13 protein-coding genes are annotated in these 22,761 nt (G+C 57.8%); all 13 read left to right on the forward strand.

All coding sequences use genetic code 11. The features are described from left to right. The first annotated feature begins 25 nt into the window (after window positions 1-25). The 13 genes from AC6RNO_RS05840 (at window position 26) to AC6RNO_RS05900 (ending at window position 22,671) form a co-directional block, all read left to right on the forward strand. On the forward strand, window positions 26-3,283 hold the full coding sequence (locus AC6RNO_RS05840) for a DUF5695 domain-containing protein (protein WP_497105017.1): 3,258 nt from the start codon (window positions 26-28) through the stop codon (window positions 3,281-3,283). Window positions 3,284-4,212: 929 nt separating this feature from the next. Then, window positions 4,213-4,824, forward strand: coding sequence for a hypothetical protein (locus AC6RNO_RS05845; protein ID WP_497104921.1), 612 nt, complete (start codon window positions 4,213-4,215; stop codon window positions 4,822-4,824). 174 nt (window positions 4,825-4,998) lie between these two features. After that, window positions 4,999-8,139 (forward strand): glycoside hydrolase family 2 TIM barrel-domain containing protein, encoded by a 3,141-nt coding sequence (locus AC6RNO_RS05850; protein ID WP_497104922.1) that lies wholly within the window; start codon window positions 4,999-5,001, stop codon window positions 8,137-8,139. After that, window positions 8,136-10,793 carry a family 78 glycoside hydrolase catalytic domain gene (locus AC6RNO_RS05855; RefSeq protein ID WP_497104923.1) on the forward strand — a complete coding sequence of 886 codons (2,658 nt, stop codon included), beginning with the start codon at window positions 8,136-8,138 and terminating at the stop codon, window positions 10,791-10,793. Before AC6RNO_RS05850 ends, AC6RNO_RS05855 begins: the two co-directional genes overlap by 4 nt. Window positions 10,794-10,919: 126 nt before the next feature. Further along, on the forward strand, window positions 10,920-12,695 hold the full coding sequence (locus tag AC6RNO_RS05860) for a histidine kinase (protein WP_497104924.1): 1,776 nt from the start codon (window positions 10,920-10,922) through the stop codon (window positions 12,693-12,695). A 139-nt stretch (window positions 12,696-12,834) separates the two neighbouring features. Continuing rightward, window positions 12,835-14,178: an ABC transporter substrate-binding protein gene (locus AC6RNO_RS05865; RefSeq protein ID WP_488438217.1), complete on the forward strand. Its 1,344-nt coding sequence runs from the start codon at window positions 12,835-12,837 to the stop codon at window positions 14,176-14,178. Window positions 14,179-14,180: 2 nt separating this feature from the next. Further along, window positions 14,181-15,050 carry a carbohydrate ABC transporter permease gene (locus AC6RNO_RS05870; RefSeq protein WP_474685804.1) on the forward strand — a complete coding sequence of 290 codons (870 nt, stop codon included), beginning with the start codon at window positions 14,181-14,183 and terminating at the stop codon, window positions 15,048-15,050. After that, window positions 15,047-15,868: a carbohydrate ABC transporter permease gene (locus AC6RNO_RS05875; protein ID WP_474685806.1), complete on the forward strand. Its 822-nt coding sequence runs from the start codon at window positions 15,047-15,049 to the stop codon at window positions 15,866-15,868. The genes AC6RNO_RS05870 and AC6RNO_RS05875 overlap by 4 nt, the downstream gene beginning before the upstream one ends. 35 nt (window positions 15,869-15,903) lie before the next feature. Continuing rightward, a complete protein-coding gene (locus tag AC6RNO_RS05880; protein WP_497104925.1) occupies window positions 15,904-17,499 on the forward strand; it encodes a response regulator in 1,596 nt (531 codons plus the stop codon). An 8-nt stretch (window positions 17,500-17,507) separates the two neighbouring features. Beyond that, window positions 17,508-19,232, forward strand: coding sequence for a glycoside hydrolase family protein (locus tag AC6RNO_RS05885; RefSeq protein WP_497104926.1), 1,725 nt, complete (start codon window positions 17,508-17,510; stop codon window positions 19,230-19,232). Between the two features lie 28 nt (window positions 19,233-19,260). After that, window positions 19,261-19,941, forward strand: coding sequence for an aspartate/glutamate racemase family protein (locus tag AC6RNO_RS05890; RefSeq protein ID WP_497104927.1), 681 nt, complete (start codon window positions 19,261-19,263; stop codon window positions 19,939-19,941). Between the two features lie 29 nt (window positions 19,942-19,970). After that, window positions 19,971-21,230 (forward strand): RuBisCO large subunit C-terminal-like domain-containing protein, encoded by a 1,260-nt coding sequence (locus tag AC6RNO_RS05895; RefSeq protein WP_497104928.1) that lies wholly within the window; start codon window positions 19,971-19,973, stop codon window positions 21,228-21,230. 7 nt (window positions 21,231-21,237) lie between these two features. Next, complete coding sequence (locus tag AC6RNO_RS05900; protein WP_497104929.1) at window positions 21,238-22,671, forward strand: four-carbon acid sugar kinase family protein; 1,434 nt, start codon at window positions 21,238-21,240, stop codon at window positions 22,669-22,671. Window positions 22,672-22,761: the final 90 nt, after the last annotated feature.

A 22,761-nucleotide genomic window follows, 5' to 3' on the forward strand; every position in this document is an offset into this window, starting at 1 on the left:
TTCGACCATTACTGCAAGCGCTATCATGTTGATTCCCCAGCTGGCTTCGGCCAACACGATCTCGAACGGCAACTTCAACGTGCAGACGGGAACGAACGGCGAGATTACCTCTTTGCAAATAACGGGAGATACGTATCCGACGAACTATGTATTGAATGCGACGAACGCGCCGAATCAAAATACGGCCGATCACCAATGGGTCGGGGAGCTGATGTTCACCTACCGGCTTGGCAGCGGCGCCTGGACGCCGGCGCTGACGAACAAGTCGTCGGATGCCAGAACGATTTCGCAAAGCGGCAACACTATTAATGTAACTTACCAAAATTCGAGCAACAGCCAGGGAATCCGCAATTTCAAAGTCGACGAATCTTACTCGCTCGCAGGCGACTACTTGAAATGGCAAATTACCGTGACGAATACGAGCAGCCAAACGCTTGAAATCGGGGATTTCGGCCTGCCGATCCCGTTCAACGAATTTTTCACCGCCGGCAACAATGATGAAATCTATGAAACGCGCACGATATCGCATGCTTTCATCGGCAATAACAGCTCCTACCTCGTAGCCCAGCGGCCGAGCGGGATCGGTCCTTTCCTGTTGATGGTTCCCGACACGACGACCGGCGCGGGATTTGAGTACCAGGACAACTGGAGGGTGGAGGAGCATCCGAACAGCATGTGGGCAGCCGATCAAGGCGGCTACGCCAAAGGGCTGAACGTGTATTATATTCATTCGAACGTGATCAAAAGCAACAACCGGGGCTATTTGCCGAACACGAGCCTGACGCTCGCTCCGGGAGCAAGCAAAACGTATGCGTTCAAATTTTTTAAAGTCGCAGACGAATATGCGGTTCAAGACAGACTGTACAACGAAGGCATGGTCGATTTCAACGTAGTGCCCGGCATGATCGTGCCGACGAATCAGACGGCCAAATTCGACCTTCACACATCCAAAACGATCACTTCCGTAACCCCGCAATATCCTTCCGAAACGAACGTTTCGTTTGTGAACACGGTAGGAACGGATCATAAAATTTACCAGCTGACGATGAGTCATTTGGGCCAGAACAACATTACGGTGCAGTACGGCAACGGCGAGAAAACCGTGCTCCAATTTTACGCGATCGAGCCGGTCGACACGGCCTTGCAGCGGCACGCTACGTTTATGGTCAACAACCAGCAGTGGAACGTGCCCGGCGATATCCGGGATAAAGTGTTCGACGACTGGATGATGCAGTCGAAGGCCAAACGCAACAATTTTGCCGGTTATTGGGGCTGGGGCGACGATTGGGGATACACCCACGCACAGTTCTTGGCTGAGAAAAACGCAATGTCGCCTGTCGCTACCGAGGTGACTGCGCTTGACAATTATTTGGAAACCGCGATCTGGACGAACTTGATGAGCGGCCATCACAGCGATTATCTGGTACCCGATTTCCTGATGGCGCCGCCGAACACGACGCCGACGTATCGCGGCTACGCGTACCCGCACATTTACAACACGTATTTCAGCATGTACAAAATCGCCAAGATGTACCCGAATCTCATCACGTACAAAAACCCTAAAAATACGTACTTGCTGCGCGCCTACAACATCTTCAAAGCGCTGTACGACGGACCTGTCTCCTACAACTGGAATACCGGGCTGATGGGCGAAATGACGACACCGGACATTATCAAAGCTTTGCAGGATGAAGGCTACAACAACGAGGCCAACGATATCATCAGCAAAATGGCGACCAAATACAACAACTTCTCGTCCAGCCCTTATCCGTACGGTTCGGAGTACAGCTATGACAATACGGGCGAAGAATCCGTCTATATGCTGGCCAAAATGAACAACAACAACACGATTAAAGGCAAAATCAACGCCAAAACGAGAGCGTCGCGCGGTCATATGCCGATTTGGTACTATTACGCCGATCCCGTCACGATTACCGGCGACAACTGGTGGAACTTCCAATACACCACTTCGCTCGCAGGCTTTGCGATGGATGACTGGATCAAGAACAACTCGGCGACTCCGGAGGTTGAGCAGCGCTTGTCCTATGCGGCCAAAATCGCCAACATCGGTGCCATCAACTCCGGGCAAATCAGCAGCGATCCTGCCAACATCGGCGCCGTATCCTGGACATATCAGGCGAACAAAGGCAACTACGGCGCGCTTGGCCTGGACGGCGGTCCGCTGTTCAACGGCTGGCGCGGCATGAGCGGCGAAGCCGATCTCGGTTTGTTCGGAGCGCTGAAAGTGCTTAGCGCCGATGTATCTGTAGATCCGATTTTCGGCTTGTACGGATACGGCGCAGACGTCACGCTCAGCGGCGGCAAGTACACGGTTACGCCGAAGGACGGCCTCTCCAAGCGGCTGAATCTGATCACGGAGAAATTCTCCATGGAGCTTGAACGCGATCAATACACGACGGCTACGGTTGCAACGGCCAAGAACGATGTCAGCTTCACTTTGAAAAACACAATGACTTCGGCTGCGCATACGACTAAAGTTACGTTCTCCGGGCTGGCCGCCGGCACTTATAACGTGCTGGTTAACAATGTCAGCGCAGGTACGGCGATTGCCACAAACGGCGGCAAAACCGTCGTCAACCTGAACATCGGTACGGCAGCTACTTATGATGTGAAGCTGCAAGCGGGAGGACAACTGCCGGATACGATGGCATACTACAAGTTCAACGAAACGACCGGAACGACAGCGTCCGATTCCTCAGGCAACGGATTTAATGCGACGCTGAACGGAGGCATCACCTGGGCGGCCGGCAAAAGCGGCAATGCCGCCAGCCTGAACGGCACGAACGGCTACGTGTCCCTGCCGTCGGGAGCGATCAACGGTTTGACCGATTTCACCGTCGCAACTTGGGTCAAAGTCAATTCGTTGGACGACTGGGCGCGGATTTTCGACTTCGGTTCAGGAACGAACTCGTATATGTTCCTGGCTCCAAGGGCGGGAGGCGCAGGGCTCAGGTTTGCGATTACGAACAGCAGCAACGGTGCAGAGCAGCAGCTTAATACGACTGCCGCGCTGGCAACAGGCGTGTGGAAGCACGTCGCCGTGACTCACTCGGGCAGCACGGGCATTTTATACGTGGACGGAGTCGAAGTGGCAAGAAATACAAGCATGACGCTATCTCCGGCCAACCTGGGCAATTTGACGCAAAACTACATCGGCAAATCGCAATGGTCGGACCCGTATCTGAACGGCCTGATCGATGAGTTCAAAATTTACGGCAGAGCCCTGAGCGCTTCGGAAATTTCCGCGCTGGCCGCAAACTGATCCGGGAAGGCTTTGCCGGATCGAAAAGAAGCCCCTGCCTGTGACGGCAGGGGAATACAAGAGACGCCTTCAAACCCGTTAGGGATGAAGGCGTCTTTTGCCGTGCCGTGGAGGAGATTGCCGTGCCGTGGAGGAGATTGCCGTGCCGTGGAGGAGATTGCCGTGCCGTGGAGGAGATTGCCGTGCCGTGGAGGAGATTGCCGTGCCGTGGAGGAGATTGCCGTGCCGTGGAGGAGATTGCCGTGCCGTGGAGGAGATTGCCGTGCCGTGGAGGAGATTGCCGTGCCGTGGAGGAGATTGCCGTGCCGTGGAGGAGATTGCCGTGCCGTGGAGGAGATTGCCGTGCCGTGGAGGAGATTGCCGTGCCGTGGAGGAGATTGCCGTGCCGTGGAGGAGATTGCCGTGCCGTGGAGGAGATTGCCGTGCCGTGGAGGAGATTGCCGTGCCGTGGAGGAGATTGCCGTGCCGTGGAGGAGATTGCCGTGCCGTGGAGGAGATTGCCGTGCCGTGGAGGAGATTGCCGTGCCGTGGAGGAGATTGCCGTGCCGTGGAGGAGATTGCCGTGCCGTGGAGGAGATTGCCGTGCCGTGGAGGAGATTGCCGTGCCGTGGAGGAGATTGCCGTGCCGTGGAGGAGATTGCCGTGCCGTGGAGGAGATTGCCGTGCCGTGGAGGAGATTGCCGTGCCGTGGAGGAGATTGCCGTGCCGTGGAGGAGATTGCCGTGCCGTGGAGGAGATTGCCGTGCCGTGGAGGAGATTGCCGTGCCGTGGAGGAGATTGCCGTGCCGTGGAGGAGATTGCCGTGCCGTGGAGGAGATTGCCGTGCCGTGGAGGAGATTGCCGTGCCGTGGAGGAGATTGCCGTGCCGTGGAGGAGATTGCCGTGCCGTGGGAGGAGATTGCCGTGTCGGTGGAGGAGATTGCCGTGCCGTGGAGGAGATTGCCGTGTCGGTGGAGGAGATTGCCGTGTCGTGGGAGGAGATTGCTGTGGCGTGTCGGGGATGCGGCGGCGAGGAGTTGGGGGACGATGGAGGCGGAATATGCCGGGGCCGGAGCATCTATCCGCCCAGTTGCGCGAGGAAAACCCGCAAAAGTGCAGGCTTTTGCCCATTCATATGCTGGCAGAGAAATATTCCTGCAAAAGTGCAGGCTTTTCACCACACACATGGGCCTAGGATCATTTTCATCGAAAATTCCTGCACATTTGCAGGCTTTTTGCCAAAATGGACTATTTTTTCGGTAAAAGCCTGCACATTTGCAGGTTTTTCGCGAATCGGCCTGTCCAGCTGCCTTATGGCCACCCGCCGTGCAGCGGCGCAACCCGCGCTGGAAGAGGCGCGCGTTGGGAAAGAACGACTGCAATCCCCAACAAAGGCGTCGTCAATTTCTCAAACGTCTGAAAAATGCGGCTTCTTACTCTCTAGTACTCTTGCAGCGAACAAACATTCCTCTAAATCTGCAGTAATTTCTCTTAAATTCGAGGCCCCGCCAGTCCTAGCATGCATGATCGGATATGCAGCACAAATAAAGCGGGTGGAATGAAATAGGAGGATGGAGCGGGCGATATCGGAATCATCCACATTAAAGGTCGGTTTTCTCAATTGTTCGGCGCTTTCATTTTGACTATTCTGAAAGGAAGATGCGCTGTTCGCAGCCGTCATGCGCGCGGCAATCTTGTAAGCGATTACGATATGAAAAATATTGGGGGCTGCATTTATGAATGAACCGGTGGGCGTAGAGCCGGATTGGTCGAATCTGCATGTGCTGGAAAAAAACGCGGAGCCTCCGCGGGCGCCGCTTATTCCTTATGCCAGCCCGGACGGCGCGATGAAAGGCGACCGGGCGTCGTCGCCGTATTACCAATTGCTGGGCGGCAATTGGTCGTTTATGTATGCGGAGTCGCCGCTTTCGGCTCCGGCTGATTTTATGAACCCGGAATATGAGGCGGCCGACTGGCCGCAAATTCCGGTTCCGTCCAATTGGCAGCTGCACGGGTATGGAATACCCCAGTACAGCAGCTGCCCATATCCTTTTCCGATCGACCCGCCGCTTGTGCCGAAACAGAATCCGACGGGATGCTACCGGACGGTTTTTACGGTGGATGCATCTTGGGAGGATAAGGGGCTTCGGCTTGTTTTTGAGGGCGTCGATTCGGCTTTTCATGTGTGGGTGAACGGTCGGTTGGCGGGGTACAGTCAAGGCAGCCACATGCATGCCGAATTCGATATCACTTCATTGGTGCATGCCGGGAGCAACGTGCTGGCGGTTCGCGTATATCAATGGTCGGACGGGAGTTATTTGGAAAGTCAGGACAAGTGGCGGCTCAGCGGTATTTTTCGGGATGTGTATGTGCTTGCTTTGACCGGCGTTCACATCAGGGATGTATTCGTTCGAACGATGTTTGAAAACGGCTATGGCGAGGCTCGGCTGGATGTTCGCATTCAGGCTGCCCGATTGCCGGGATGCGAGGCGGAATACCGTATAGCGGCGGCGCTGCTGGATGAGAACGGCGTGCAGGTGCTTCGGCACGATCATTCGGCGGCCGTCAAGTATGAGCCTGACACGGTGGAGTCGCAGCTGCTTGTGTCGGAGAACATCGCGCAGCCAAAGCTCTGGACCGCGGAAACGCCTCATCTATATGCGCTGATCCTGACGCTATATGACGAGCAGGGGCAGATAGCTGCGGTTCATCGCCTCGATGTCGGGTTTCGCGAAATCCGGGTTGAACAAGGCAGGATGCTGATCAACGGCAAGCCGATCCGGATCAAGGGCGTAAACCGCAATGAGTTTGACCCGGATCTCGGTTACGTTACTACTTTCGAATCGATGGAGCGGGATATCGAGCTTATGAAGCTCCATCATATCAATGCGGTTCGCCTGGCCCATTATCCGAATGATATGAGATGGCTCGAGCTGTGCAGCCGTTTCGGGCTGTACGTGATCGCCGAAGCGGATTTGGAGACGCACGGCTTCCATTTTCTCGGCGATGAAAGCTATTTGTCCGCCCACCCGGACTGGCGGGAAGCTTACTTGCACAGGGCCAGGAAGCTCGTCGAGCGGGATAAAAACCACCCCTGCGTCATCATGTGGTCGCTCGGCAACGAATCCGGCTACGGGTCCAACCACGACGCCATGGCCGAGTGGATCCGGGAGCGCGACTCGACCCGGCCGATCCATTACGAGCGGGCATACGATGCGGCAGTGGTCGATGTCGTCAGCCAAATGTACCCGGCCGTGGAGTCGGTCATCGAGGAAGGGCGCAAGGACGATCCGCGGCCTTATCTGATGGTCGAGTACGGCCATGCGATGGGCAATTCCGTCGGCAATCTTAAGGAATACTGGGAAGCGATTTATACGTATCCGCGGCTGCTCGGCGGCTTGATCTGGGAATGGGCCGATCAGGGCATCCGGCAGTATGACGAAGCGGGGGAGCCGTGGTATGCGTACGGCGGGGATTTTGGCGAAGAGCCGCACAGCGGCCATTTTTGCCTGGACGGGTTATTGTTCCCGGACAGAAGCGTGAAAGCGTCGATCCTGGAGCTTAAAAAAACGCTCGAACCGGTCCAAATCGCCTGGGCGGACCCGGCGCAATCGCAATCGCAAACGCAACCGGAGGCACAGCCGCAAGCCCATCAGCAAGCGCAACCGGAACCAACAGCCAGGAGGCTGCGTGTGACGAATCGGTACGATTTCGTCAGCCTTGCCCATCTGCAAGGCGAGTGGACGCTGCTCAGGGACGGCGAGCCTGCGGCAAGGGGCGAGCTGCCTGCCCTGCGAACGCTCCCCGGCGAAACGGAGGAGCTGACGCTGGCGCTTCCCGCAGACGGCATGACCCAAGCGGGCGAATACGTGCTGCGCGTCCGGTTCGCGCTGCGCGAGGATACGCCGTGGGCGAAGCGCGGCTACGAAATCGCCTGGGCGGACCTGCCGGTCGCGGTCATCGGCGAACGGTCGCTCGCGCACGTCAGCCGCAGCACGGCTGCGCTGGCGTGGGATGACACGAGACGTCACGTCTTCGTGCAAGGAGGGCATTTCGCCGCCGTCTACGACAAGGAAGCGGAGGCGATGAACGACTGGCGCTGCCGCGGCGTGCGGCTGTTGAAAGCCGGCCCGCGCATTCAATTGTGGCGCGCGCCGGTGGACAATGACGTCCAGCTCGCGAAGGCGTGGAAAAAGGCGGGGTATGACCGCCTAGTCACGCACCAGCGGACGCTGGAAGTATCCGCGTGGGGCGCACAGGGCGTGCGGATTGCCGCGGATGCGGTCATCGGGGCCCGCGGCGAGCCCGTCGCTTTCCGGTCGCGGCTCGTCTATTCGATCGACGGCAGCGGCGAACTGCAGCTGGAAGCGTCGATCGAGCCGCTGCGCGGGGAGCTGCCGCCGCTGCCGCGGTTCGGCATCGAGCTGCGGATGCCGGGCGGTTTTGACAGGCTGCGCTGGTACGGCAGAGGGCCGCATGAATGCTATGCGGACCGCAAAGAGAGCGGCAAGCTCGGCATTTACAGCGGCACGGTGCAGGAGCAGTTCGTGCCGTACATCAAGCCGCAGGAAAACGGCAGCAAAGCCGACGTCCGCTGGGCGGAGATCAGCGATGCGTCGGGCAGCTGCCTGATTTTCAGCGGCCCGTCGCTGCTGCAAGTAAGCGCACATCATTATACGACGGAAGATTTGACGCTGACGAAGCACGTGCACAAGCTTGCAAGGCGCGATGAGACGATTGTGCACATCGATGCCGCGCAAAGCGGTCTCGGCAATCACAGCTGCGGCTATGCGCCGACGCTCGACGCCTATTTGCTGCAGCCGCAAAGCATGAAGCTGGAAGTACGAATCAAGCCGATCAAGGGGGAGTTTCCATGACATTAAGAGTCATTTCTTGCAAGACCGAATATATGCATAATCCGCTCGGGCTGGATGAGCGCCGGCCGCGATTGTTTTGGCGGCTTGAGTCTGACGAACGGAACGCCATACAGACGGCTTATCAGGTCATCGTCTCGCAATCCCGCGAGAGCCTTGAGAGCGGCGTGGGTGAGATGTGGGACACGGGAAAAACAGCCTCCGGGCAATCGGTTCATCTCGTATACGAGGGCAAGCCGCTGCAGTCGGAAGGGCGCTACTACTGGAAAGTGCGCGTGTGGGACGGTGAAGGCCGGGCGTCGGCCTGGAGCGAATGCGCCTTTTGGACGATGGGGCTGCTGTCCCGCGACGAGTGGAAGGCGCAGTGGATCGGCCGCAAATCCGAGCCGAATAAACAGATGCAGCCAGCCCCTTATTTTCGCAAAACGTTCACCGTCCGCAAACAAGTGCGCCGCGTCACCGCTTATGCGACGGCACTCGGCCTGTTCGAGCTGCACCTGAACGGGCAGACGGTCGGCGACCGCTTCGCTCCGGGCTGGACCGATTACGACAAGCGCGTGCAAGTAACGGCGTTCGATTTGACGGAACAGGTCCGGGCAGGCGGCAATGCCTTCGGCGTCATCCTCGGCGACGGCTGGTATGCGGGGACGGTGGGCTTTTTGGGCGCGCGCATTTACGGGGAAAGGCCGTTCTTCCTCATGCAGGCGCATATCGATTACGAGGACGGGACGCGGGATTGCATTTGCACCGATGCGAGCTGGACGACGTCCGGCGGGCCGATCGTGTATTCGGACATGATTCTGGGCGAGACGTATGACGCCCGTCTGGAGCATGAGGGCTGGGAACGGCCGGATTTTGCGGACGCGCATTGGGAACGGCCGGACGTCAGGCCGGGCTACAACGGACTCCTGGTCGCGGCGGTCGAGCCGCCGATCCGCATCGTGCAGGAGAGGCGCCCCATCGACGTCAGGCGGACGGAGCAGGGCACGTATATTTACGATATGGGGCAAAATATGGTCGGCTGGACGGAGCTGAAGGTGGCCGGAACGCGCGGCGCGAAGGTGACGCTGAGCCATGCGGAGATGCTGCAGCCTGACGGCTCTTTGTATCTGGACAATTTGCGGGTCGCTGTCCAGCAGGATCATTACATTTTAAAAGGCGAAGGCGAGGAACGCTACGAACCGCGGTTTACGTTTCACGGCTTCCGGTACGTCGAATTGATCGGTTTTCCGGGAGAGCCGGATTTGGATACGATCGTCGGCAAAGTCGTTCATTCGGACACGCCGGTTACGGGGACGCTGGAAACGTCGGATGAGATGGTCAACAAGCTTTATTCCAACATTACCTGGGGGCAGCGCGGCAATTTCCTCTCCGTGCCGACGGATTGTCCGCAGCGTGACGAGAGGCTGGGCTGGACCGGGGACGCGCAAATTTTTGCCCGTACCGCTTCCTATAATATGGACGTAGCGCGCTTTTTCACCAAATATATGTGGGATATGCGGGATTGCCAGCAGCCGTCGGGCGCTTTTACAGACGTGGCCCCCGATGCGGGCTGGATCCGGTACAAAATGTGGAGCACCCGGCTCAACTGGTTCGCTCCCGACAATGCCGGCTGGGGAGATGCGGGCGTTATTTTGCCGTGGACGCTGTACGTGATGTACGGGGATACACGAATTTTGGAAGTTCATTACGAGGCGATGGTACGGTGGGTTGACTACTTGCAGGCGAACAGCGACGGTCTCGTCAGGCCGGCTTACGCCAACTACGGCGACTGGCTGTCCATCGAGGCCGATACGCCGAACGAAGTGCTGGCTACCGCTTATTTCGCTTACAGCGCGAAGCTGTTGGGACAAATCGCCGGCGTCCTCGGCAAAAAAGAGGACGAGGCGAAGTACGCCTCGCTGTTCGGGGACATCGCCGCGGCGTTCCGCGCCGCTTTTGTCGATACCGAAGGCCGCATTCACGGCGGTACGCAAACCGTCTACGTGCTGGCGCTGCAGTTCGGCCTGCTGACGGAGACGCTGCGCGAGCAGGCCGCCGGCCATTTGGCGGCCGACATCCGCCGGCGCGGCGGGCGGCTGTCGACGGGCTTCCTCGGCGTCGGCTATTTGCTGCCGGCGCTTACCGATCATGGCATGCTGGACATTGCCTATGAGCTTTTGACTCAGGAGGCGTTCCCGTCATGGATGTACTCCATCAAGCACGGAGCGACGACGATTTGGGAGCGCTGGGACGGATGGACCGAAGACAACGGCTTCCAGACGCCGCAAATGAACTCGTTCAACCACTACTCCCTCGGTTCGGTCGGCGAGTGGATGTTCCGCTATATGGCCGGCATCGATACCGACGCGGCAAAAGCGGGCTTCCGGCATAGCGTCATCCGTCCGCGGCCAGGCGGGCGCTTGACGCGTGTTAACGCGCAGTACGACTCTTTGTACGGCACCGTTCGGTCGGCTTGGAGCCTGTCGGACGGCAGGCAGTTCGATTTGCGGGTCGCGGTGCCCGTCAACACGACGGCGACCGTCCATTTGCCAAGCCCCGGCTCGCTGCTGAACGGGGTTAACCCGGAAGCCACAGCCATCGCCGCCGGTCCGCTGTCCGCACAATTCGATATAGGTTCAGGCGAATACCATTTTAGATGTATAATTGAAAAGTAGCATGCCGCATCAGGGGAGCCGCACGTTCTCCTGCGGACGCGCCGGACGCGTATGTCGGTGGGGAATACGCCCCGCCGTCTGCCGTCCGGCCGCGCGCATGCAGAAGAAGGGGGGAAGCTCTGACCTATGTTTTCCAGAATCCGCATCGTGCTGCTCTTCAGCTATTTCATTATCATCCTTATTTGTATCGCCCTGGTCGGAACGATCTCCTTCTATATTTCGTACCGCTCGACGTCGGAAAAAGCGGAGCAATCGAGCAATCAGATCGTGCGCCAAATCGAGAAAAATATGAACAACGATTTTCAAAACAAGCGCAATCTGCTGCTGGCTCCCTATTACGGCCAGGAATATATAGACGGCATTAACGCTTATGCGACGATGGACGAGCAGGACAAGTTTCTGTTCAAGCGCAAGCTCGGCGACCTCTTTTTGAAAAGCTTCAACATTACCCCGATTCCCGATTTCATCCGTTTTCAAATTTATTACAGCAACGGCGAGCTGCTGAACGCCTCGGACGACCGGAAGCCGTGGACGGCCGAAGAAGTGACGCAGTCTGAATGGTTCCGGCAGACGATCGTCAAGGACGGCCGGGTTCATTTCAGCGGGCCTCCCGCCGGGGAAAACCGGGAAAATGAGCGGCCCGCTTTTTCATCTTCCATTTTGATCCGCGATTTCTCGAATCCCGTTTATTTCATCATCGTGCGCGCGGAGTACAGCGCCGAATTGTTTCGCGCCATCGGGCAAAACGACAGCCTTTCCGCGAACAGCGTGCTGCTCGTGCTCGACGAGCTTAACAGGCCCATATTCAGCTCCGCGGAGCCGCAGGACGCTTACTTGCGGACAGACATGCTTGCGCAGATTACGAAGGACAACGGCACGTTTTGGTACGGAGACAAGCAGGGCGACATGCTCGTCACGTATACGAGGTCGGATTTTTCCAACTGGAAAGTCGTGCTGCTCATGCCGAAGAAGGAAATTTTCAGCTCGCTCGATCGAATTAAAACGACGACGCTCATAACGGCGCTGATCGCTTTTCTGGTCACTTCGCTCATCTCCGTCCTGTTCGGACAGCGGATCACGAATCCGATTCTGGAGCTTTACAAAACGATCAACCGCGTCAAAAGGGGGGATTTTTCCATTCGCGTCCCCGTGCGGAGGAACGATGAAATCGGCCGGATCGCGATGAATTTCAACGATATGCAGGATGAGCTGCAAAACTTGATCGAGAGCAAATACATTTACCAGATCAAGCTGCAGCAGGCCGAGCTGGCGATGCTGTATTCGCAGATCAATCCCCACTTTTTGTACAATACGCTCGACAGCATTAAGGCGATGGCCGACTATTACGACGTGGAAACAATCGGCGGCATGGCGCAGTCCCTTGCGGATATGTTCCGTTACAATATTAAAAATAAGGATGAGGTCGTCACGCTCAGGGAAGAATTGGAGCAGGCCGAAGCATATATGAGCATTCAGCGCATTCGTTTTGAGGACAAAATTACGTACGAAACGGATATCGAGGAAAGCTTGTACGACCATCCGCTCCTCAAAATGACGCTGCAGCCCCTGGTCGAAAACGCCGTATTCCACGGCATTGAGCCCAAGCTCGGGCCCAGCACCATTCGCGTAGCCGCACGCCGGCAGGGTGAGGACTTGCTGCTCACGGTGAGCGATGGCGGCGTCGGCATGACCGCGGAGCAATTGGACGGCTTGCGGGCGAGGCTGGATCAGCCGGTTTATTCGGAGACGGTTTCCGCGCAAGCCCCGGCGGGCGGCCTCGGCATCCGCAATGTGTACGCCCGGTACGCGATTCGTCTGGGCAAACAGTTCGACTGCATTATCGAGAGCAGAAAAGGGGAAGGCACGAGCGTGACGCTCGTCATCGGCCCCGGGAACTTGTAAGAATATTAAACATTATTAGTCGAAATCGTGAATAGAGCGAACGAAAGCGGTTTCATATAATTGAATTGTAAGCGATTCCTTCAACAAATGCTTACGCGGCAAGTTTTCTCACGAAACTACAGGGAGGGTGCTAAAGAAAATGAAAAAAATGAAAACGGTCTTTTCGGCGCTCACAGTCTGCTTAACCGTCGGCGCTATCACGGGCTGCGGCGGCGGTACCGGAGCGGCCCCGGCAGCGGACAAGACGGCGGCGGGGACAGCGGCGCCGAAGACGTCCAAAGCTCCGGTTACGCTGACGTTCGTCATTTCCAATACGGTCGATGCGGCGCCGTTCAACAAAATTTTCGAAGCTTACGAAAAACAGACCGGCAACAAGGTCGAACTGCAGGCGCTGCCCGGCGGCGACTTCGACAACATGATGAAAACCCGGTTCTCGACCGGCGATTTCCCGGATTTGTTCCTTATGCAGCCGGGAACGAAGCAGAACGTCAAATTGCGCGCGGAAGAGACGCTGCACGAATGGAGCGCCGAAGCGGGCGTATGGGACCGGATCATCCCTTCGATGAAAGACTTCCAAACGACGGCAAGCAAAAAGATTTACGGCGTACCGTTCGGGGCTACGGGCATGATGGGGGTTTTCTACAACAAGGATGTGTTCGGCAAGGCCGGCGTGCAGCCGCCTAAAAACTACGCGGATTTGCTTGAAACGGCGAAAAAAATCAAGGCCTCCGGCGTCACTCCGTTTTACGATGCAGTGAAAGACGGCTGGCCGACGCAAATCTTTTATTTGACGGGCTGGGTGTCCAACGTCGATCCGGCGATTGGCGACGCCGGCGTCCAAAAGCTCGAAAAGAACCAATTGAGCCTTGCCGATATTCCGCAGGTGAAAGATTTGTTCGTCAAGCAAAAACAGCTGAAAGATTTGGGGCTGATTCAGGACAACCCGATGGCCGGCACGTATGACGAGCTGCAGACGAAATTGGGTGACGGCAAAGTGGCGATGACTTTCATGCTCGACGGCATTATTCCGCAGCTGGAAAAAAAATTCAGCAAAGATTTCGTGAAAGACCACATCGGCTTCTTCCCGTTCCCTTCGGAGAGCGACGCGGGAACGGCGCTGATTACGCCTCCGAACCAGCTGATGGTGCCGGAAAAAGCGAAGCATGCCAAAGAAGCGATCGAGCTGATCAAGTTCATGATTTCGCCCGATGTGGTGAATCTGTACTACCAGACGGCACCGGGCATCCCGATTTTCAAAGACGCAAAAAGCGAGCTGTACCCCGTGCAGCAAACAGTCAAAGAGATGATCGACGCGGGCAAAGCGAAAATCAATATCCAGAACCGTCTGACGCCTACATTTGCCGATCTTCAGAAAACGCTGCAAAACTTCTACATTCTCGGCAATGTGGACAACGCTGTGAAAGAATTCGACGCCAACTACAAGAAGGACGGCAAAACCAAACGACTCGAAGGGTTTGAGTAAGCATGGGAACAAGCAAGTACCCGCTTTACTTTTCATTTCCGGCATTGGCTGTGTTTCTGCTGTTTTTTATGACGCCGACGCTGATCGGCTTTTACTACAGCTTTACGGACTGGAACATTAACGCGCCCGATATCCGTTTTATCGGGCTGCGGAATTACGTCGAGCTGTTTCGCGAACCGCGGTTGATGACAGCTTTGCTGAACACGCTCATTTTTGCGGCTGCGGTTACGGTGCTGCAAAACGTGTGCGGGCTCGGACTCGCACTCATTTTGAACGAAGCGCTCGTGCTGAAGAATGTGCTGCGGATGATTTTTTTCCTGCCCTACGTGATCGCACCGATCGTCATCGGCTACATCTTCCGGGCGATTTATCATCCGGAGCACGGCATTGTGAACCAGTTGCTGAACAATATCGGCCTCGGCATGCTGGCGCACGATTGGCTGAACGATCCGAAGTATGCGCTGTTTTCCATCATCGTCACCGACATATGGCGCGTAGCGGGTTTTTCCATGGTCGTCTATTTGGCCGGGCTGCAGTTCATTCCGAAGGATCTGATTGAAAGCGCGTCTATGGACGGAGCGCACTACTGGAGCCGGTTCCGGCAAATTATGTTCCCGCTGCTGGCTCCCGCTTTTACCGTGAACGTGCTGCTGTCGATGATCGGCTCCATGAAAGTGTTCGAAATCGTCATGGTGCTGACCGAGGGCGGTCCGGGCTATTCGACGGAAGTATTTTTCACCTATATCCGCAGCATGTTCAGCTCGGGCGAATTCGGTTATGCGACGGCGGTGAACGTTGTGCTGTTCGTTCTGGTTACTTGCGTGGGCGTGCCTGTGCTCATGAAAATGAAAAAAAGGGAGGTGGAGATGTGATACGGCGAAGCGCATGGCTCATATTGCTTGAACTGGCGGCGATCTGTATGGCGCTTGTCATCCTCATCCCCTTCCTGATGATTCTCGTCAATTCGTTCAAAGATATCCGGGAATCGGCGCTGTTCGGCTTGTCGCTGCCCTCCGAATGGCAGTTCGGCAATTACAGGGATATTTTCGGCCAGGCTCATATTTTGCGCGGGTTTACGAACAGCGTTCTGATTTCTGGCTGTGTGGTCGTATGCGTGAACATTTTCGCCTCCATGGCCGCTTTCATTATTCAGCGGAGAGACAGCCGCTTTCTGCGGACCGCGTATTATTTGTTCATTACGGGCCTGATCGTGCCGGTTTCGATCGTGCCGACGATCAAGCTGATGGGCGATCTGCACATCAGAGGCACATATTTCAGCCTGATCATGTACTACACAGCCGTTCTGCTTCCATTCGCCGTGTTCCTGCTCGTCGGCTTTATGAAATCGATCCCGCGCGAGCTGGATGAGGCGGCTCTGCTCGAAGGCTGCGGCTATTTCCGGCTGTACTGGCAAATCGTGCTGCCCCTGATTGTGACGGTGCTGGTCACGGTGACGATCGTCGTGATGGTGTCGGTGTGGAACGACTTTTTCGGACCGTTTTACTTGATGACCGACAGCACCAAGTGGACGATCGTGCTGCAAATTTTCAATTTCGTCACGATGTACAGTACGAATTGGGGCGTCGTTTTCGCCTTTATGACCGTTGTCGTCGCGCCTGTGTTAATCGTCTATTTATTCCTCCAGAGATACATCATCGACGGTTTGACGGCCGGTTCTCTGAAAGGATAACATGTCAGTAACATAAGAGCGGGAGGGCTAAATCCATGCGCAAAGTTGTCATAGTCGATGATGAAATATGGATTCGCAGAGGGCTGATCCAATCGATTCCCTGGGAGCGGTTCGGGCTGAAGCTCGTCGGAGAAGCGTCGAACGGCGAAGAGGCGCATGCGATTGCGCTCGCGGAAAAGCCGGATCTGCTTTTTCTGGATATGCGGATGCCCGGTTTGGACGGAAAACAACTGATCGGGATGCTGAACCGGGATTTGCCCGAATTGCTGACGATCGTGGTCAGCGGCTATTCCGATTTTGAATATACGAAAGAGGCGATCCGGCATAAAGCTTTCGAATATTTGCTGAAGCCGGTGAAGAAGGAAGAACTGGTTCAAGTGTTGGAAAAAGCGGCGGCCGAGCTGGACCGGAGGGAAAGCGAGAAGCGCAGGGCGCCCGGCGAGAGCCCGGAGGACCGGCTGCAGCGCATGCTGCACCATGCGGAAGCGGAACCGCGGGACGGCGAGGGGCTGTCCCATACGCCGCCGGACTGGTGGGCGGGGGAAGCTCGTATCGTCGTCCTGCAGCCGGACGCTTATGGGGACAACGCCGATCCGGCGAAGCTGCTGCCCCTGATCAGGGAACAGCTCGAGCGGAACCGGCCGTTTCTGTTCGGCGGACAGTGGAGCTATGTCGTGACGACGGCTCCAGACGCCGCAAGGGAAACGGTGCTGGCCGTCACAGGGCAACGGCTGAAGCGCGAAGACTTCGACAAGCTGTGCCGGACGCTGCAAGCGGCGTTTAAGCAAGCGGGCATCGACGGCTGCAGCTTTGGCGTCAGCGGCGCAAAGACGGACGCGCAGCAGGCGGGGCGCGCTTATGTCGAAGCGGTTCGGGTGCTCAAGACGAAAAGCCTGGGAGAACGCAACGCCGTACTGTTTGCCGGCAGCGAAACGAACGCCGCACCGCCCTGCTATCCGCGGGAGCTGGAAGACGCCTTCCTCCTGTCGCTGCAGATGGGCAGCGAGAGCGCGGCGCACGACTTTGACAGGCTGTTCGCGGCTTTCAGCGCGCCGGAGATGACCGTCGATCATATGCAGCGCAGCGCCACAGTCCTGATCCACTCGGTTGAAAAACAGCTGCGCGGATCGGAGAGCCGGCTTGAGGATGTGTGCGGCCAGAGCCCGCTCGCTTTCGCCGAAAGGATCAGGCAAATCAACGACGCCGCATCGGTCAAAGGCCTTTTTGCCCAAGAGTTGATCCCGCCGCTGCTGGCATACGGCAAACGCTCCAGCGAAAAGCAGGGCGAGAAAATCGTGCGCGACATCCAAAAGCTGATCGAAACGCATTACGACAGGCCGCTGTCGCTGCATCAAATCGCGGAAAGCCACTATATGAACACGGATTATTTGAGCCGGTTGTTCAAAAAAACGACGGGCCACAACTTTGTAGACTATATGACCGATTACCGGATCGGCAAATCGAAGCAATTGATGAAACACGCCAAATATAAAAATTATGAAATCGCGCAAATGGTCGGTTACGAAGACTACCGGTATTTCAGCCAAATTTTTAAAAAGAGAACCGGCATGACGATCGGCGAATACCGGAGCAAGGAAGAAACGGCCCCGCCGCTTATGAACAAGGAGTGATTTGGGAGATGGACAAACGACTGATTCCGGATACATTAATGCTCGAGGAACGCGCCAGGCATGCGATCAATGCGATGGTAGGGATGGCGGATAAGGATCATAACTACATTCCTTTTTTCAACGCCGATCTGATGCATAAGCCCGCTTTCATGACGCACGGAGACTGGGACTACGGCTCATCGCACGGGAGAATGATCGACGGCCTCATATTGGCCAGACATATGTCCGGGGAAACGTTCGGTAAAGACGTGGAGGAGCGGTACAGGGCGAACTTGCTGTCGTTTTTCAAAGAGGACGGCATGAGCTACCGGCAAATCAATCCGACGCGCAATTGGGAGCCGAACGCCAACCTGATCGACCAGCGTGCGGTCATTTTGTCGCTGACGACGTGGTATATGGAGACGGGCGATCCGAAGGTCAAGGAGGCGGCCGACCGGCATGTCGCGGCGCTGAAGCGCATTGCGGTCAAGGAGCGAGATGTGTGGTACTATCCGGCGTCCGAGTACAAGGAGACCGGCTGGCCGTCGGCGAACGGCGTGCAGCTTCGGCTGGCGCCGGACCCGGCTGCTTTTTGCGGCCGGCTGGTGATGCCGCTGCTCAAATATCACGAGCTGACGGGCAACCGGGACGCTTTCGATTTGTGCCAGTTTTTTACAGCGCTTATTATCGAGCGCAGCGGAGTATTCAACCAGGACGGCAGTTTCAATGATGCCCTGGCTTACCGCAGCGGCCATTTCCATACGCGGCTCGGCACGCTGGACGCGATAGCGCGGTTCGGCGTTTTCACGGGCGATGCGGCGATGATCAGCTGGGTGAAAAAGTGCTACGACTGGGCGCTGACCAAATGCACGGCTTTCGGCTGGACGCCCGGTGATTTGCATGAGCAGGCTTATGAGCATGAAACGTGCTCGCTGGTAGATCTGATCGCGACGGGCATCACGCTGGCGCAGAGCGGCTACGTGGAATATTGGGGAATGGTGGAGCGGTTCCTGCGCAATCATTTGACCGAATCGCAGCTGCTCGATCTCGATTGGGTCGAGGAAACCGACGACAAATCGGGCGACATTCCGATGAATAAATCGTTTTACAAAGTGGCGCAGCGCACGCGCGGGTCGTTTGCCGGCTATTCGGCCCCTAACGATTTCATCTGCGATGTCAACGAAGGGCGCGGTCACACGAGCGATTTGCAAATTTGCTGCCTCGGCTCGGGCACGCGCGGACTGTTCATGGGCTGGAGCAACAGCATCACCGAGAAAAACGGCGCGGTCAGCATCAACTTCCTGCTGAACCGGGGCTCCAAATGGCTCGATGTAAGCAGCTATTTGCCGCATGAAGGCAAAGTCGTCATCGACGTCCATACGGATGTGCCGCGGCTGCAGATCCGCATACCGGAGTGGGCGGGCTTCACGAAAATCCGCTATACCCGCGAGCTGGACGGTCAAGTGACGGAGGGTAAGGGCAGCGAGGAAAGCCGCTGGGTGAACAAACATTTTCTGCTGCTGGGCAGCGCAGCCGCCGGAGAGAAAATTACGGTCACGTTCCCGCTCAGTTTCCGCAAAACGTTGGAACATGCGGTCGGCCAGACGTTCGAAACGGAATGGCGCGGCGACGACGTCGTGAACATTACGCCGAAAGGCACGAAGAAGCCTCTGTACAGCGATCGTAAGGTTTACGACAAGGCACCGATGCGCGAAGGCGATTACCGGAGATTGGATAAGGAATTCGTTTGGTAAGAGCCGGTACAAAAAAGGAGGAACCTATATGCCCAAAACGGTTGTGGCCGTTTATACAGGCCAAGGCTTGGCCGATCCCTTGAAGGCCGTGTTTAAAGAATTGCTTCCCGACTGCCGGCTGGTCAACATTATCGACGACAGCCTGATCGGCGACGTGGTGCAGGCCGGACATGTCCCGGCCGGCGTGGCCCGACGGCTGATCCAGTACTTTCACCACGGCGAGGAAATCGGCGCGGATGTGATTTTGAACACGTGCTCCTCCGTCGGCGAAGTGGCGGACGATGCGCGGCGACTGATCGGCGTGCCGATCGTCAAAATCGACGACGCGATGACGGCGGCGGCCGCTGCGGCTTACAAGCGGATCGCCGTGCTTGGGACCCTGCCATCGACGCTGGAGCCGACGATGCGGCTCATTCGGAAGCAAGCGGCTGCGGCCGGCAAAGAGGTGGAGCTCGTAAACGGTCTGGCCGCTGGCGCCTTCGATGCGCTTGTAGGCGGCAATCCGGCCGAGCACGACCGCATCCTGCTGGCAACCGCCGAACGGATTGCTGCAGAAGCGGACGTGCTCGTGCTGGCCCAAGGCTCCATGGCGCGGATGGAACAGACGCTCAGGGAAGCGACGGGCAAGCCTGTACTGTCCTCTCCGCGGATGGGCGTAGAAGCGGTAAAAGCGCTGCTGGAGCAGAGCGAGAAGCAGCAGAACGGATAGCGTTTCGGTCGAAGGAGAGGAGATGCCTGATGAATCAGGAACGGGTTATCGCAACTTATTTGGTGGAGACGCCGTATTCGCTGGAACATGTGGCGGCGGTCATCGCCGGGGAGCAGTCTACGGGCACTTTCACGGCCGTTCCGGGCGAAACGGACGAATTGAAGGCGAATCACGGCGCGGTTGTCGAACATATCGAGCCGCTCGACGAGGCAGACAGGCCTTCGCTGCCCGGAGCGAAGGTGCCCGCCGGGCATGACGGCAAGTTTCGGCGGGGCCGCGTCCAAGTATCCTTTCCACTGCACAATTTCGGCCCTTCCATTCCGAATTTGCTGTCGGCGGTGGCGGGCAATTTGTACGAACTGCAGGAGCTGTCGGGCTTGAGGCTGGTGGACCTGGAGCTGCCCGAAAGCTTCAAAACGCGGTATTTCGGGCCGAAATTCGGCATCGAAGGGACGCGCAGGCTGACCGGTGTCTACGGCCGTCCGCTGCTAGGCACGATAGTAAAGCCGAGCATCGGGCTGTCTGTCGAACAGTTGGCGGAGCTGGTAGAAAAGCTGGCTAAAGCCGGCATGGATTTTATAAAAGACGACGAGCTGAATGCGAATCCCCCGTTCGCGCCTCTGGAGCAAAAGGTGAAGGCCGTCATGGAGGCCGTGGAGCGGGCGGCGGATGCGACGGGCAAAAAACTGATGTACGCCTTCAACATTACCGGCGATATGGAGGAGCTGAAGCGCAATCACGAGACGGTCGTTCAAGCCGGCGGAACTTGCGTCATGGTCAGCATTCTCAGCATCGGCTTGAGCGGGCTCGCGTACTTGAATCAATTCAGCGAAGTGCCGATTCACGGCCACCGCAACCAATGGGGGGCGCTGACGCGCAGTCCGCTGCTGGGTTTTGAATTTACCGCTTACCAAAAGCTGTGCCGTCTGGCCGGCGCGGATCATCTGCATGTGAACGGACTGAACAGCAAATTTTATGAAAGCAACGAATCGGTACTGCGCTCGATCGAGGCGTGCATGACGCCTCTGCTCGGCGGCTGTATGGCGATGCCTGTCGTCTCTTCGATGCAGTGGGCCGGCACCGCGCCGGCTACTTACGAAGCAACGGGCTCCGTCGATGTGATGCACTTGGCCGGAGGCGGCATGCTGGCCCATCCGGACGGGCCTTCAGCCGGCTTCGAAAGCATGAAGCTCGGCTGGGAAGCGGCTGTCCGGGGCATTCCGCTGGACGCTTATGCCGCACAGCATCCGGCGCTCAGACGGGCGATCGAGAAATTCGGGAAAGGTTGAGCCGGCCATGAGCGTTAAAAAATCGGGGGACGGCAGCGGCAAGCCGCGCCGTCTGCTCGGCTACTACGGAGATGATTTCACGGGCTCGACCGATGTGCTGGAAGCGCTGTTTCGGGCCGGGCTCAATACGGTGCTGTTCCTTGAGCCGCCTACGCAGGAGATGCTGGAAGGGCGGTTCCGCGATGCGGAATGCTTCGGCGTCGCCGGCGTAGGGCGCTCGTTAAGCCCCGCGGAGATGGAGCGCGAGCTGGCCCCGCTGTTTGTAACGATGCGGGCGGCAGAGCCCGCCGTGTTTCATTACAAAGTTTGCTCGACTTTCGATTCATCGCCGGCTATCGGCAGCATCGGCAAAGCGATCGAAATCGGCCGCAAAGTATTCGGCGGCCGCTACGTTCCCGTCATCGCCGGCGTGCCTTATTTGGGCAGGTATACGGTTTTCGGCCATCATTTTGCCGCTGCCGGGGTCGGCACTGGAGCGGGAGCGGACACATACCGTCTGGATCGCCATCCGACGATGTCGCGCCACCCGGTGACGCCGATGGCAGAATCCGATCTGCGCCTGCATTTACAGGAACAAACCGCATTGCCCAGCGCTTTGTTCGATATTTTAGCGCTGGAAGGCCCGCAAGCGGCTGTGCGGGAACGTTTCGCCCGCAAGCTGGACGAAGAGCGGCCGGACATCGTGCTGTTCGACGTGCTGGATGAAGCGCGCCTGCATACGGCCGGCAGGCTGCTGTGGGAAGAAGCGCAAGCAGGCGGGACGCTGTTTGCGGTCGGCTCGTCCGGCGTCGAGTATGCGCTCGCCGCCTGCTGGCGGGAAGCCGGCCTGCTGCCTGCGGAAGCGCAGGCGGGCCGGTCGCCCGAAGCCGTCGAGCGGCTGCTCGTCGTCTCAGGCAGCTGCTCGCCTGTGACGCAGCGGCAGATCGGGCGCGCGCTTGCCGCCGGCTACGCGGGAATCCGCGTGCCGGCCGAGGAGCTGCTGCGCCCGGAGCTGGCCGCAGCAGCGCGAAGCCGGCTGCTGCAGGAAGCGCGGGCTGCGCTGGACAGCGGCCGCAGCGTGGTCGTCTACTCGGCCGCGGGCCCGCAGGACGAGGCGATTGCCCGCGCGCGCGAAGCGCTGGCCGCGCAGGGGCTGCCGGCAGGCGCCAGCGGCGAGCTGCTCGGCAAGGCGCTCGGCGCGTTGACCCGCGAGCTTGTGCTGGCCTGCGGCCTATCCCGGGTGCTGATCGCCGGCGGCGATACATCCGGGTACATCACGCGCGAGCTGGGCATCTATGCCCTCGCGTGCAAGTCGCTGCTCGAACCCGGCGGCCCTTTGTGCCGGGCGTTTTCGCGGGCCCCGCAATTCGACGGACTTGAGCTGGCGCTCAAGGGCGGGCAGGTCGGCGGGGAACATTTTTTCGAAAAAGTCCGGCTAGGCAGCCGATACCCGCTTATGTAGTCTGCATCGAAAAAGCCTGCTGCACCTTGCTCTTGGCAGAGTCGGGTGCGGCAGGCTTCTTTGCGGCTGTTCACTCATCGGGCGCAACGA

It is taken from the genome of Paenibacillus sp. sgz302190, from assembly GCF_059820445.1.

Excerpts from the sequence above, each read along its gene's own strand:
- AC6RNO_RS05840 (WP_497105017.1), top strand. The coding sequence starts at position 26 with ATGTTGATTCCCCAGCTGGCTTCGGCCAACACGATCTCGAACGGCAAC.
- AC6RNO_RS05850 (WP_497104922.1), top strand. The coding sequence starts at position 4,999 with ATGAATGAACCGGTGGGCGTAGAGCCGGATTGGTCGAATCTGCATGTG.
- AC6RNO_RS05855 (WP_497104923.1), top strand. The coding sequence starts at position 8,136 with ATGACATTAAGAGTCATTTCTTGCAAGACCGAATATATGCATAATCCG.
- AC6RNO_RS05860 (WP_497104924.1), top strand. The coding sequence starts at position 10,920 with ATGTTTTCCAGAATCCGCATCGTGCTGCTCTTCAGCTATTTCATTATC.
- AC6RNO_RS05865 (WP_488438217.1), top strand. The coding sequence starts at position 12,835 with ATGAAAAAAATGAAAACGGTCTTTTCGGCGCTCACAGTCTGCTTAACC.
- AC6RNO_RS05870 (WP_474685804.1), top strand. The coding sequence starts at position 14,181 with ATGGGAACAAGCAAGTACCCGCTTTACTTTTCATTTCCGGCATTGGCT.
- AC6RNO_RS05880 (WP_497104925.1), top strand. The coding sequence starts at position 15,904 with ATGCGCAAAGTTGTCATAGTCGATGATGAAATATGGATTCGCAGAGGG.
- AC6RNO_RS05885 (WP_497104926.1), top strand. The coding sequence starts at position 17,508 with ATGGACAAACGACTGATTCCGGATACATTAATGCTCGAGGAACGCGCC.
- AC6RNO_RS05890 (WP_497104927.1), top strand. The coding sequence starts at position 19,261 with ATGCCCAAAACGGTTGTGGCCGTTTATACAGGCCAAGGCTTGGCCGAT.
- AC6RNO_RS05895 (WP_497104928.1), top strand. The coding sequence starts at position 19,971 with ATGAATCAGGAACGGGTTATCGCAACTTATTTGGTGGAGACGCCGTAT.
- AC6RNO_RS05900 (WP_497104929.1), top strand. The coding sequence starts at position 21,238 with ATGAGCGTTAAAAAATCGGGGGACGGCAGCGGCAAGCCGCGCCGTCTG.